The organism is Loigolactobacillus coryniformis subsp. coryniformis KCTC 3167 = DSM 20001, assembly GCF_002706425.1.
In the GTDB taxonomy this organism is placed as follows: domain Bacteria; phylum Bacillota; class Bacilli; order Lactobacillales; family Lactobacillaceae; genus Loigolactobacillus; species Loigolactobacillus coryniformis.
Genome location: NZ_CP017713.1, coordinates 2,903,175 through 2,917,152, shown reverse-complemented (window position 1 = coordinate 2,917,152; position 13,978 = coordinate 2,903,175). Strand labels below are relative to the sequence as shown.

General features: G+C 42.5%; 13 protein-coding genes. 12 read left to right on the top strand and 1 reads right to left on the bottom strand.

Features of this window, described 5'->3' with window-relative positions; all coding sequences use genetic code 11:
* Positions 1–45 precede the first annotated feature (45 nt).
* Positions 46–309, top strand: coding sequence for a YdcF family protein (locus LC20001_RS14100; RefSeq protein ID WP_010010431.1), 264 nt, complete (start codon positions 46–48; stop codon positions 307–309).
* Between the two features lie 14 nt (positions 310–323).
* Positions 324–698, top strand: coding sequence for a hypothetical protein (locus LC20001_RS14095; protein ID WP_003677344.1), 375 nt, complete (start codon positions 324–326; stop codon positions 696–698).
* Here the strand turns inward: LC20001_RS14095 and LC20001_RS14090 are convergent.
* A complete protein-coding gene (locus LC20001_RS14090) occupies positions 695–1,084 on the bottom strand; it encodes a hypothetical protein (protein ID WP_010010430.1) in 390 nt (129 codons plus the stop codon). The two genes, LC20001_RS14095 and LC20001_RS14090, sit on opposite strands and share 4 nt — an antisense overlap.
* A gap of 856 nt (positions 1,085–1,940) precedes the next feature.
* Between LC20001_RS14090 and LC20001_RS14085 the strand changes: the two genes are divergently transcribed.
* The 10 genes from LC20001_RS14085 to LC20001_RS14040 all read left to right on the top strand — a co-directional run bounded on the left by LC20001_RS14085 (position 1,941) and on the right by LC20001_RS14040 (position 13,973).
* Entirely contained in the window at positions 1,941–2,642 is a 702-nt protein-coding gene (locus LC20001_RS14085; protein WP_010014305.1) for an ABC transporter ATP-binding protein, read from the top strand.
* Between the two features lie 8 nt (positions 2,643–2,650).
* Positions 2,651–5,194 carry an ABC transporter permease gene (locus LC20001_RS14080; protein ID WP_010010427.1) on the top strand — a complete coding sequence of 848 codons (2,544 nt, stop codon included), beginning with the start codon at positions 2,651–2,653 and terminating at the stop codon, positions 5,192–5,194.
* Positions 5,195–5,610: 416 nt separating this feature from the next.
* Entirely contained in the window at positions 5,611–6,741 is a 1,131-nt protein-coding gene (locus LC20001_RS14075; RefSeq protein ID WP_010010426.1) for a serine hydrolase domain-containing protein, read from the top strand.
* Between the two features lie 399 nt (positions 6,742–7,140).
* Positions 7,141–7,953, top strand: a complete 813-nt coding sequence (locus LC20001_RS14070; RefSeq protein ID WP_056943240.1) for a YveK family protein — start codon at positions 7,141–7,143, stop codon at positions 7,951–7,953.
* Complete coding sequence (locus LC20001_RS14065) at positions 7,953–8,696, top strand: CpsD/CapB family tyrosine-protein kinase (protein WP_082602220.1); 744 nt, start codon at positions 7,953–7,955, stop codon at positions 8,694–8,696. The genes LC20001_RS14070 and LC20001_RS14065 overlap by 1 nt, the downstream gene beginning before the upstream one ends.
* On the top strand, positions 8,693–9,463 hold the full coding sequence (locus LC20001_RS14060) for a tyrosine-protein phosphatase (RefSeq protein ID WP_029507993.1): 771 nt from the start codon (positions 8,693–8,695) through the stop codon (positions 9,461–9,463). Before LC20001_RS14065 ends, LC20001_RS14060 begins: the two co-directional genes overlap by 4 nt.
* 26 nt (positions 9,464–9,489) lie before the next feature.
* Positions 9,490–11,322 (top strand): polysaccharide biosynthesis protein, encoded by a 1,833-nt coding sequence (locus LC20001_RS14055; protein WP_010010421.1) that lies wholly within the window; start codon positions 9,490–9,492, stop codon positions 11,320–11,322.
* Between the two features lies 1 nt (position 11,323).
* Entirely contained in the window at positions 11,324–11,959 is a 636-nt protein-coding gene (locus LC20001_RS14050) for a sugar transferase (RefSeq protein ID WP_010010420.1), read from the top strand.
* Positions 11,934–12,824, top strand: a complete 891-nt coding sequence (locus LC20001_RS14045) for an NAD-dependent epimerase/dehydratase family protein (RefSeq protein ID WP_010010419.1) — start codon at positions 11,934–11,936, stop codon at positions 12,822–12,824. The genes LC20001_RS14050 and LC20001_RS14045 overlap by 26 nt, the downstream gene beginning before the upstream one ends.
* Positions 12,825–13,973, top strand: coding sequence for a glycosyltransferase (locus tag LC20001_RS14040; RefSeq protein ID WP_010010417.1), 1,149 nt, complete (start codon positions 12,825–12,827; stop codon positions 13,971–13,973).
* Positions 13,974–13,978 lie beyond the last annotated feature (5 nt).

Here is a 13,978-nt window from a genome sequence, read left to right as displayed (position 1 = left end):
CCCCAATCACGCAATACGCTGGAGAATATGCGCTTTTAAGCACAGTTGATCACGCAGCGTTTTGGGGCTAATTATCGAGCGATTTTTGTCTCTAACGGCTATCATATTTTTCGGGCCGGCTTAGTTGCGCGGCAAGCTGGTTTTCGGGCTAATGGGATCGGCGCACGGACGGCGCGGTATTTCCTACCGAATGCGTTTTTACGCGAATTTGCGGCGATCATGGTGATGCACAAACGACTACATTTAACGATTGCCGGTATTTTAGTGGCGTTGGCTATTATGCAAGCGGCGTTGCGCTTATTTTCATGAAAGAAGGAACGATCATGGCTGATCAAGGACGTTATTATCAACCGCATGACACTAAGGATGCCATGCGTTACGTTGAGAAGTTATTTAATCAATATAAGGATGCGCCATTGACTGATGAGTTGTTGCGCTATAATCAGAAGTTGATGACTTATTTGACGGTGAGTGTTGTCAATGAAGCCCAGCAGGAAGGCCAACCAGAGCGCGCTAAAACGGCCCAAGCAATGGCTCAAGCAATGGCAGAATGGGTACGAATCAAGGCGTTAGGCCGCCCCTTTGTTGGCGAAATGCGCCATTTTAAAATTGTTGATCCGCGCCAACACGTGCACGTCAAAAATCGCCACGTGAAAGGCCACAAGCGCCAGCCCACGATGCGTAAAATGATGCGTTAACTGTGCTGACGTTCTAAGGCGCTACGCACGGTTTTAACATCACGAACTGACGGCGAAAAGCCGGCGCGAATGTAGGCTAGCAGCATGTCGCGGCCGCGTTTATAGCTGGCTTGATCGGCAAAGGGCACATCCATGATCGTTAAATGATCAAGATCAGTGCGCAATAGTACGGTGTGTTGTAGTTCTAGCTTGAGCAGATCTTCCAAAACCTGGGTTGGCGACTGTTCAACTGTGTTAGCCAGGACCTTTAATAAATAGATCGGTAGCCGGTTCAATGGCCCGCGACAAAGTTCTTCAACTGTAGTCAGTTCAAGGTGGCCGCTACGCGCGATATCCGTTAACGAGATGTGATTCTCTAATAAATAAGTATGCATAATTGGATTCATGGCGCGACCCTTCTTTCCAATAAATTATTGTGTGAATGTTCACGTGAAAGCACATGTATAGCGATAATGTAATTGCTTACATTATGCCAAACTTATTCGCGTCTGGCAACTAGTACTACTTTTTATGGAATTATAATTTCGGGTAGCGGTTTCTTTATCGTTTCTTAAGCCTTTAGCAAGCAAAAATTCATACTTTCTTCACATTTATTGATTATTATAGATAAATATCAATAAGGAACCCACCTTATTGATATTTCCAAACACCCTAACAACCCTAACAGTTTTAAGTGTGAGCTTGAAACTAACATTTTTTCATTTTACTCCTCCAAAGTAAAAGAAAAGCGTTTATGACCTCCCAATCATAAACGCACCCTTACTCCTTTTTAGCCCGTCATGACTATTGTTATGGCGGGTTTTTATGTGCCGAAAAAACGACACTGCCTTCAGTGTCGTTTCGTTGTTGCTTGTTTTTGAATGAAATAGCGTGGTTCAAATTCTTGCTTACTTAATTGAATTAAAGCCATCTTAACTGTATCAAAATTCACTAGAAAGGGGTAGCTAGGATTTTAAACACGTGATGAATTTATGTTTCATATGGAACAATGGGAACAATGTGAATTCAATCAGTTGGATCAACGGCGGTCGGAATAACGACTAAAACTGATTATCTAAAAAAGCACGCGTTAATGGATCACACTATTGGCCAAGTCTGCTCATGTGGCTTACGATATGGGGTATCTAAAACAGATTTGAAATAATTTGGTGGCAAAAACGCACTTAACTCGTGCTATTATCGATTGCATTCGCAATTTGACACCCATATAATAACGATAATATCTAAATTACGGAGGCAATTATGGCGTATATCGAAGTGAAGCACGAATCCAAACGGTATCAGATGGGCGAGACCGAGATCGTGGCTAATCATGATTTGACTTTTGACATTCAACAAGGTGAACTGACGATTATTTTAGGACCCAGTGGTGCGGGAAAATCAACGGTATTGAATATCTTAGGTGGGATGGATACACCGACGGAAGGGGCAATCAACATTGATGGCGTCGATATTGCCCAGTTTACGGAAAAACAATTGACGGCTTATCGACGGACTGATGTGGGCTTTGTTTTTCAGTTCTATAATTTGATCCCTAATTTAACGGCATTGGAAAATGTAGAGTTGGCTAGCGCGGTGGCGCCAGATGCGTTAGACCCAGCGGAAACATTGCGTGAGGTTGGCTTAGGTGCGCGTCTAGAAAATTTTCCGGCACAATTATCCGGTGGTGAACAGCAGCGGGTGGCGATCGCGCGGGCGTTGGCGAAAAACCCTAAGCTATTGCTAGCCGATGAACCAACTGGCGCGTTGGATTACACCACCGGTAAACAAGTGTTGCAGCTACTGCAGGATGTTTGTCGCAAGCGCGGTAAAACGGTGATCATCATTACCCATAATGCGGCGATCGCACCGATCGCTGACCGAGTGATCAAGATCAACGATGCGCAAGTGCGTGAGATCAAATTAAATCCGCAGCCGACGCCAGTTGCCGATATTGAGTGGTGAGCAAACTAATGAAGAATAATTTAAGTCAATCATTATGGCGGTCAGTTCGGCAGTCGTTAGGTCGTTTTATCGCGATCGTACTGATCATTATGCTAGGCGTGCTATTATTTGTCGGCATCAAGGCGGTCAGTCCTGACCTGTATGGCAGTGCTGACCGTTATATTAGCCAACAAAAGCTTAGCGACTTGCGGGTTGTGTCCACCGCGGGCTTGACCCGAGCGGATGTGCAGCGCGTCAAAAAAGTCAGCGGTGCTCAGGTGCAGCCGGAAAAGTCAGTCTACATTTTGGACCAAAAGCGTAGCGACGTGGCGCAATTATTTGCTTACCGCAAAAGCGATACGCAAAACCAATTGAAGTTGAAAAGTGGCCATTTACCGCAGCGCAGTGACGAGATCGTTTTGGATCAGTTAGCTAAAAGCAAAGGCTACCAACTAGGCGACACTTACCGCGTTAAAAATAATAACCTAAAAACGCAGACTTATCGCGTTGTCGGTTTTGTGACTTCGCCGCTATTTGTCGACGACGAAGAACGCGGCGCAGCCAATATTGGCGATGGTAGTGTGGCTTACTTTGCCTATTTACCGGCCACTAATTTCAAGGCCAGCGTCTACACCGCTTTATCGGTGCGCTTCCCGCAGTTACAAAATCACAGTAGTTTCAGCAGTACTTACAAAAAGCAGGTCCAGCGCAAACTAACTGCCGTTAAAAAAGCCTTGCGCGGCCGGGCAACAGCGCGCCAGACTAGCTTGCAACAGCAGGCATTAGCACAGATCAAGCAGCAACAACAGCAACTTGATCAACAAAAAGCCCAGCTGACTCAAGCTATCGGCGCAACGGCGGCCACGCAACAATTGGCGCCAGCTCAAGCGAAATTGACTGCAGCACGGCAACAGGCGACTGCGATTGAACGACCGACATACACCTACACCAAACGGGCGGGCAATCCTGGTTTCCAGGGTTATGGCGATATGACGACGCGGATTGCCGCTATCGCCAATGTCTTTCCGTTGTTCTTCTTCTTGATCGCCGGTTTGATCACCTTTACTACGATGACACGGATGATCGAAGAGGACCGCGGCCAGATCGGCACGCTGAAAGCGTTAGGTTATACCAAATGGGAAATTGCGCGTAACTACCTATTATATGGCATCGCTGCGGCGTTGCTAGGAACTGTACTGGGTGTGGTGATCGGCGCTAATACCCTGCCGTTGATCGTGTTCAAAGCGATGACCCAGTATGTCTACACAGCGGTGGTGCTGGATTATCCCGTTAACGCCATTTGGCTAGCGGCGCTATTCAGCTTTTTTGTCACCCTGGGTGCAGTATCGATCGTGTTGACCAGAGAGTTACGCGAAAAACCGGCAGCATTGATGCTACCGAAAGCACCGAAAGCCGGCAAACGAATCTTGTTAGAGCGGATCGGCTTTATCTGGCGGCGTTTGAGTTTTAACCAAAAAGTCAGCTACCGCAATCTATTCCGTTTCAAGGCGCGGATGTGGATGGCAATCATCGGCATCGCCGGTGGGACCGCCTTGATCCTGACCGGCTTCGGCATTCGTGACTCGATCAGTCAGTCGGGGATCAATCAGTTCCAGCAGATCATGCACTACCAAGCGGTGGTCAGCCTCACTGATGACGCCAAAAACGTGACTACCACCTTGGCGCAAAATCCACGGTACCAACAGTCGCTTGGATTGTACACCGATGTGGTCAGCGTTAGCACCAGCCAAGAAAAAGTCGGCGAAGTCAGTTTAGACGCCACTGATCAACCGCAGGCATTCAAGGATTACGTTAGTTTGACGACCAAATTGCCACAAAATGGGCTAGTATTGAGCAATAAACTGGCTAAGCTGTTAGACGTGCAGACTGGCGACATAGTGACGGTGACCAACTCGGATAATCAGACCGCGCGAGTCAAAGTCCACGGTATCACTGCCAATTACGCTGGTCATTTTGCCTATATGAGCAAAGTTACACTGAATCGGTTATTTAGTGGTCGCTATCAGGTCAACACCCGCCTAGTTAAAACGCAAAAACAGTCGGCCGCCCAAGAAAACGCCTATGCGAAAAAACTATTGGCTAGTGATAAAGTCGTGCATACTGAGTTTATCTCTAAGCAAAAGCGTGCCATCGATCAACAAGCTGCTAAATTAAATCCGATCGTGTGGATCTTCATTTTCCTATCCGGCTTGTTGTCGTTCGTTGTGTTATACAATTTGACCAACATCAACGTTTCCGAACGAATTCGCGAACTATCAACGATCAAAGTTCTCGGCTTTTTCGACAACGAAGTCACTAACTATATCGTGCGGGAAAATGTGGTGCTGACGATCTTTGGCATCGTGGTCGGCTACGGGCTAGGTAATCTGCTGACGGCATTTATTTTGCGCCAGGCGGCTACTAGTACGGTGATCTTCCCGCTGACCATCGGTTGGAGTGGCTACGTGGTGGCGGCATTGATGACGATCGTCTTTACGGTGATCGTCATGGTCGTCACGCATTTCCGGCTAAAGCGCGTTGATATGATCAGTGCATTGGCGGCAAAGGAATAAGTGAAGAAGTTTTAAGATCAGCTGATGGCGAATACGCCATCAGCTTTTTTGGAGAATTGTATTTATACATAAATTAATTAATGCCACTATATTTTGATAAAAAACAAATGCTTTTTTATTTAGTTAGTTTTAATATTTTTAAGTCGATATTATAGTTCAATGAATTATCTAATAAGAATTGGTTGATATATAGCTGATATGGATGAATGACGATGCTCGGTAAAGGATATTGCTATTATATAGAAGTGAAAAAACTGCTATTAAAACTTGACCATTTTTGTTGACATCAATTGTTACAGCTCTGTAACAAGACTTGAATCTAAGTTGTTGGGTATATACCATTATGTTATAGTGTGATAGATAATGCATTTTTTTATGATTTTTTTATGAAGATTGCAGTGATGGCGGAGGTGCGCATGAAACATAAAGCAGGACGAATTGTGACGATTTTACTGGTTTTGCTGGTGATCGTTGGTGGTGGAGCTGTAGCAGCAATTTATCAAAAAAACAGTCTAGCTCACGTTTATTTTCACAAGTTGACTGATAAGACGGAGAAAACAACGCCAGTGGCAACAACGGATAAGACTGCAAGTTCTACCATTGATGAAACAAAGCTGAAAGCGCAATTGAAACAGCTCCAGTTCGTCGGTAATGTAGCGGTGATTCAAGATGGCAAGTTGATCTACCAACAACCATACGGACAAGATCCACAAAAGAATGTCAAAACAGCGACGACGGAGTATCAGATCGGGGCATTGCAAAATACGCTGACGGCGGCGGCCGTGATGCAGTTAGTCAAAGATGGCAAGTTGGATCTGACCACACCGGTAAGTAAATATTACCTATTAGATAATGCCGATGCTAGTGTCACGGTAGGCAGCCTTTTGGAAATGACTTCTGGCTTGACGTTGGATGTTTTACCGGCCAGCGAGTTAAACAAAGACGTGATCGCATGGAATCTAGCAAACGCCACTGTGACCACAACGGGGCAATATAACTTCCAGACAGTTAACTATGCGTTACTTTCTGGCATTATCGCGCAAGCCTCTGGCGTATCCTACCAGAAATTCATTAAGGACACGCTTTTGCAACCAGCTGGGGTCAAACATACAGGCTTTGTCACCAGCGCCGCGGTACAATCTAAGTTAGCCCCATCATTCACTTATGATAAGGCTAGTGACAGTGCTTCAGCGGTCACGCAAGACACGCTTTTCCAAACGATGAATGGTCAGTTAGGTTCAAAACAGCTCTATACTACAGCTAGTGATATGGCACAGTTGACTCATTACATCACCAGTAGTAGTTTTGTCGGTGAAAAGTACATGCATCAAGGGGCCATCGCCAAAGAGGGGACTGCCTATACTGGACGGTTGACTATTGATGGCAGCCGGTTAGTCAGTCGAGCTGACTTTGCTGGTTACCACAATGCGCTAGCCTTTACCGAGGATGGTAAAACTGGTGTCGTATTACTAAGCAATTATCAAAAAGATGGCAGCTTAAGTGATACGGCGAAAGCCATTTTGAAACTGGTGCAAAAAAACGACTAATTAATCGCACAAAAGGCACTATTTACGAACGATTGTCCGGAAATAACGCGACACAGTATGTCACATGGTAATTAATATTCGTTTTGTTACGTGTTTGTCATGAAACTGTTATGTAAACAAACTATAATGACAGTGAATTAAACAATAAGTTTAATCAATGATAGTGCTTATTAGAAAATATAAAACAAAAAGAAACTTGTTCGGTAGGTAGCCGAAACAAATCAAAAATTCAAATTTATGCTCTGCATAAATTATCCCGTCATCTATGTATGATCTGGTCATATTTCTTGTGGGACTTTTTAGCCACAGGGATGGTCACCAACTGTAACATCTAAAATTTATTAGTAGATTTAACTAATGGATTCACCTTAAGAGTGTGTAATAGGAGGAGCTTTTTAAATGAACGAAACGAGCCATTCAGAGGCAACCCTGAGTATTGAAGATATTCTGTTGACGTTGCGCAAACATTTAAAGATCATTATCGGATCAACGATCATCGTAACGTTATTGGCGTTCGTCGTGACGTTCTTCGTGATGACACCTAAATACCAATCGACAACACAATTATTGGTTAATCGTAAATTAGATGCAAGTGAACAAACGGCGGCTTTACAACAAACCCAGGCTGATGTGCAAATGATCAGTACTTATAAGGATATTATCACTAGCCCAACGATCTTAAAGGATGTTGCTAAGACGGTGGGTAATGGGCAAACGGTTGGTAAGTTAAGCAGCGAAATTTCAATCAGTAGTCAACAGAATTCACAGGTGTTCTCAGTCGACGTTAAAACGACCGATCCCCAAGAAGCGGCTAAAATCGCTAACGTCACGGCACAGACTTTCCGTAATAAGATCAAATCGATCATGAGTGTTAATAACGTTTCGATCGTCTCCAAGGCAGCGGTCAATGAATCACCAGTTTCACCGCGGTTACCATTAAATATTGCCATTGGGTTCGTGCTCGGCTTGTTAGCCGGAATTGGCTTGGCCTTCTTAAATGAAGCGTTGGATAAAACGGTTAAGGATGAAGCCTTTTTGGCTGAAGCAGGTTTGACCAGCTTAGGGATCGTTTCGGAAATTTCAGACGAAGATATTAAGAAGCGAGCCTTTGCTGGACAACAACACGGTCAACACGGACATCATACGCGGGTTGCGGAAACAACCGATGAGTTGCCGCCGCGTAGTGCAGAATTACGACGGAGGGTGAACTAATGGCTTTATTTAAAAAGAAAAAGCAGTTGGATTCGAGCAGTATGAAAAACGGGGTCGGTTTGATCACCGTCACCAAGCCAACCTCATCGATTGCCGAACAGTTTCGAACGATTCGGACTAACGTTCAGTTCTCTTCTGCTGATCGGCAACTGAAAACGCTGCTCTTTACGTCCGCTGATCCTTCAGAAGGTAAGTCAACGATTAGTGCTAACGTAGCCGTAACTTGGGCGGATCAAGGGAATAAAGTCCTGTTGATCGATAGTGATCTACGCCGGCCAGCGGTTGCGCGCTCTTTTCGCGTCTCTAATAGTCAAGGGTTAACCACGATTTTAACGGCAAAACAGGCGAATTTAAGTGAAAGTATTCATGAGACTGAAGTGCCGAATTTGTACGTTTTACCAAGCGGTCCGGTGCCACCGAATCCGTCTGAATTACTTAACTCCTCGAAAATGGATCAATTACTGAAAGTCTTAAAAGAACAATTTGATATTATTATTCTGGACGTGCCACCAGTTAATAAGGTCACCGATGCACAAATTCTAGCAAGTAAGGTTGACGGCGTGATCTTGGTGGTTCCCCAAGGTATCGCTCTTAAAGGGGCTGTTTTACGGGCGCGCGATTTACTCAAAAAGGTGAACGCTAACCTGATCGGTGCCGTACTTAACCGCGTGACGGATGCAGCTTCTGGCGGTTACTACGGTGGCTACTATGGTGGGTATTACGGAACGGACGATAAGAAATGATCGATCTACATTGTCATATCTTACCAGGATGTGATGATGGGGCGCCTACCATGGCTGATGCTTTAGCGATGGCCCGAGTGGCTGTCGATAACGGCATCAGTCATATTTTGGTGACGCCACACCACATGGACGGCAAATATACCAATCATAAGGCTGACGTGATTCAGCGGACCGCAGAATTTCAAGCAGCGTTGGATGAAGCTAAAATCGATTTAGTTGTCTTTCCCGGTCAAGAAGTACACATCACTGGCGACTTAATGCAAGCCATTAAAAATGATGACGTATTGTTCGCTGACGAAACTAATCGCTACCTGATGTTGGAACTCCCCCATAGTGAGGTGCCAGAATACACGAACCAAATGATTTTTGAACTACAAGCGGCAGGAATTACACCAGTAATTGTTCATCCAGAGCGGAATCATGGTATTCAAAAAAAGCCCGAGTTGCTCTATGATTTCGTGGCTAGCGGTTGTTTAACGCAAATTACCGCTAGTAGTTACTTAGGCGTTTTTGGTTCCGAGGTCGAAGACTTTACGCAACGGATCATTGATGCCGGCTTAGGCTTTGTTTTTGCCTCTGACGCACATAACTTAAAGGGCCGTAATTTTCGTATGCAGAAAGCTTTCGCTAAGCTAGAGCAGCATAATGGGGCGGAAATGGTCACTTGGATGCAAGATAACGCTAAAAAGATCATTAATGGCGATGACCTGGAGCCAAGTGAGTACCACTATGTTAAAGAAAAAAAGAAGTTTGGGTTGTTTAGATAATAGTGTTTTAACTTGGAGGAATAAGAATGATTCGGCAGGCTAAAAAAATGATTCTAATGTTGGTGGATGCAATTTTAATTGCATTAGCTAACGGAATAGCGTTTTATTTTGTGGATTATTATGTTACATTGTCAGGTCTTTACCTTGTTGCAACGATAATCGTAGAAATCCTCTTATATCTGGTAGTTGCTAATGGTGGTCGGGTTTTTTCAAAAATTAATCGTTATACCAGCATTAAGGAAGTTGGTTCGATTGCTTTGGCAGTTACCGGTGCTTACTTAGTAACTGGAATCGGATTGACAATTTTAGGAATCAGCTATAGCTTACGCCATTTAGTATTAACATATTTATTTGCTATTATGTTTATTTCTGGTAGTCGTTTAGCTTGGCGTTATTATGTTGAGTATCGGTTGCATCGTCGTGGTTTACAGGCTAGCCGGCTAATTCCAACCTTAGTTGTTGGGGCTGGTGATGGTGCTAGCGTGCTACTTTCTCGGTTGGCTTATGATCAGCCTAATGTGAACGTTATTGGTTTAGTCGATGATGATCCTAATAAACAGAATACTTGGTTACATGGTGTTAAAGTGCTTGGTGGTTTGAAGGATTTACCTAGTTTGATTCGTAAAAATGAAATTGAACAAGTTACAGTTGGTATTCCAACTTTACCACCAGCTGGTTATGAGAAAATAATGAATTCATTAAAAGACACAAAAGTAACGGTTAACCGGATGCCGAAACTCAATGACATTTTGCTTGATCGCAGTAATGTGGGTCAATTGGAAGATATTGATGTAACTGATTTATTGGAACGACCAGAAGTTAAATTAGATATGAATCAAATCTCCGATCGAATTACAGATAAGGTGATTATGGTTACTGGTGCTGGTGGATCGATTGGTTCTGAAATTGTACGTCAAGTATCTAAGTTCCGACCGAAACAAGTACTTCTACTAGGACATGGTGAAAATTCAATTTACATGATTAATCGAGAAATGCGTAAAACTTATCCGGATCAACATATTGATTTTGTGCCTTTGATCGGTGATGTACAGGATCGTAAGTTAATGTTTAGCTTGATGGCCAAATATCAGCCTGATATTGTGTATCATGCGGCTGCACATAAGCACGTGCCGTTAATGGAATATAACCCGCACGAAGCCGTTAAAAATAACGTTTTCGGTACTAAGAACGTTGCCGATGCAGCCAAAACAGCTGGGGTAAACACCTTTGTGATGGTTTCAACCGATAAGGCAGTTAATTCTTCCAGCGTAATGGGATCAACTAAGCGTATGGCCGAAATGATTGTAACTAGTGAGAATGAACCAGGTAAGACTAAATTTGCTGTTGTTCGTTTTGGTAATGTGTTAGGTAGTCGCGGCAGCGTGGTACCATTGTTTAAGCGTCAGATCAAAGCTGGTGGACCATTGACCTTAACTGATCGGCGGATGACCCGTTACTTTATGACGATTCCAGAAGCTAGTCGCTTGGTGATCCAAGCCGGTGCACTATCTAATGGCGGGGGGCTCTTCATTCTTGATATGGATAAGCCAGTTAAGATTCTCGATTTAGCTAAAAAAATAATTCGTTTATCTGGGCACACCGAAGAAGAAATCGGTATTAAAGAAGTTGGTATGCGGCCAGGTGAAAAGCTGTATGAAGAACTAGTTACTGACGCAGAGGCCACGAATAAAAAGGTTTACGATAAGATTTCATTAGGCCACGTTACCCAGTATGATACAAATAAAATCATCGAATTTGCCAAATATTTATTAACATTAGATGATCAACAGTTACAAAAGGAAATCGTTGCTTATTCCAATCAACATAATGGGCAAGAAAAGCTGGAAGGGGTCAGTTAAGATGTACGCACACTATATGAAACGGAAAATTGATTTTGTGTTAGCGTTGTTGGGGCTAATTGTTTTGTCACCGATTTATTTAATAATTATCATTGCCATTAAGCTGGATTCTAAGGGCCCGGTACTGTTTGAGCAGGTGCGTATGGCACAGCATAAACAAGCCTTTAAAATTTATAAGTTTAGAACCATGCGTACCGATACACCGCATAATATGCCGACGCATATGCTTGCTCACGCCGACAGTTTTATTACGCCCGTCGGCAAGTTTTTGCGTAAAACAAGTCTTGATGAGCTGCCTCAATTATTGAATATTTTAAAAGGCGAAATGAGCATTATTGGGCCACGGCCATGCTTGATGAACCAAAAGGATTTAATTGTTGCACGCGACGAATATAGCGCCAACGATGTTAAACCGGGTTTAACTGGTTTGGCGCAGATTAGTGGGCGTGATGAATTACCAATTCCAGTCAAAGCTAAGTATGATGGTGATTATTGCCAAAAGATCACGTTTGTTGGCGATGTTAAGCTGTTTTTTGAAACGATCACTTCTGTCCTTAAGCATGACGGTGTCAAGGAGGGTAAGAGCGCTAAAACTCAAGGAGTCGTAATTAATGAAAAAAGTGTTAATCACGGGTAAAACCAGCTATATTGGTCGTAGCTTCAAGACCTATGTTGAAGCAAACTATCCATCTGAGCTTCAAGTGGATAGTATTTCTGTACGTGGAAATGCTTGGCGTGAGTACGACTTTTCTGGGTATGATGCAGTGCTGCACGTGGCAGGGAAAGCTCATGCTGATGTTAGTAATGTTTCAGAAGCAGTTAAACGAGAATATTACGCGATTAATAAAGATTTGGCTGTTGCGGTTGCTGAGAAGTATAAGTCTGAGCGCAGCGGCTTTTCACAGTTTATTTACCTTAGTTCAATTATTGTTTATGGGCAAAAGGTTAAGCGGATTACTGCGGAAACGCCAACTGCCCCAGAAAATTTTTATGGTGACAGTAAAGTACAAGCTGAATTAGCTTTAAGACCCTTAAGTAGCCAGGCCTTTCAAGTGTTATTAATACGGCCACCAATGATTTATGGTCCTGATAGTAAAGGCAATTTTCCTATTTTAGTGAAATTGGCTAAAAAATCGGCTGTATTTCCTAAAGTTGCTAATCAACGCTCTATGCTATTTGTTGATAACCTCAATGAATTTATCAAACAGTTAATTATAAAGCAACAAACAACAAATATATATTTTCCGCAAAATCTTGAATACGTTAATACTACAGAACTTGTCCGAGAAATTAGAAGATTTCAGAACAAGAATATTATTCTATTACCAGGATTCAGTGGTTTTATTCACTTACTGATGCGGAAGTCAAATAAATTGGGCGTCTATGCGAGCAAGGCCTTTGGGTCATTAGTTTATGAGAAACAGCTATCAACAATGGATAAAATAAAAATAAATGATTATCAAGTATTAGATTTTGAGAGATCAATTAGGGGGTCCATCTGAGTGGCTAAAACAATGTTGATGATCACGTCGGTTGCATCAATGATCAAGCAATTTAACATGGATAATATTGCCATTTTACAAGATCTTGGCTATCAAGTGCATGTGGCAACTAATTTTAAACATGGTAGTACGATGAGTGCTGAAGAAAATCGGCATCTTAAAAATGAGTTGAAAAAGCTAGGCGTTATTGCACATCACATAGATTTTCCTAGAGGAATTGGTACTCCAGTGACATTGATTACTGCAATCCATCAATTATCTGATGTTATGAGTAGTTATAGATATGATTTTATTCATTGTCAATCGCCAATTGGTGGAGTGTGTGGCCGTTTAATTGGGCACAAATACAAAGTTAAGGTGCTTTATACAGCCCATGGATTTCAATTCTTTCATGGTGGTCCTAAAAAGGATTGGCTATTATTCTATCCCATAGAGTATTTTTTGGCGCGTTATACAGAGCAAATCATTACAATTAATAATGATGATTTTTCATTAGCTCAGCATTTCCCACACGCTAAAGCTAGGTATATTCCTGGAGTAGGAATAAATTATAAGAATATTACTATGATGGCACCAACTCAAGATAAAATAAGTTTATTAAGAAAAGAATTTGGGATACCTGAAAATTCATTTGTGATTATTTCTGTGGGGGAATTATCACAACGAAAGAATCATCAAGTTATCATAAAGGCTTTAGCAAAGTTAAAGTCTCAGAATGTATTTTATCTTATTTGTGGTCATGGAAACGAGAAAAAAAATTTAGAATTATTAGCAGAGAAACTAAATATTTCAAAAAAAGTAAAATTGTTGGGATATCGAACTGATATAAGTGACTTATTACATATGGCTGACATTTCGGCCTTTCCTTCAAGACGTGAGGGTCTCGGACTTGCTGGCCTTGAGGCGATGGCAGCTGGACTGCCATTAATTACTTCAAATGTTCAAGGCATTAAAGATTATTCGATTAATGGTGTAACTGGGTTTGTTTCTTCACCTTTAGATGTAGATAAGTTTGCGATTGGCATTAAAACTTTGATTAATGATAATAAATTGCGAAGAAAAATGGGAACAAATAACATTAAGCAAGTTGAAAAGTTTGATATAAGTAATGTAAATAAAATTATGGAAGAAATTTATTCAGAATTATAGGGGTA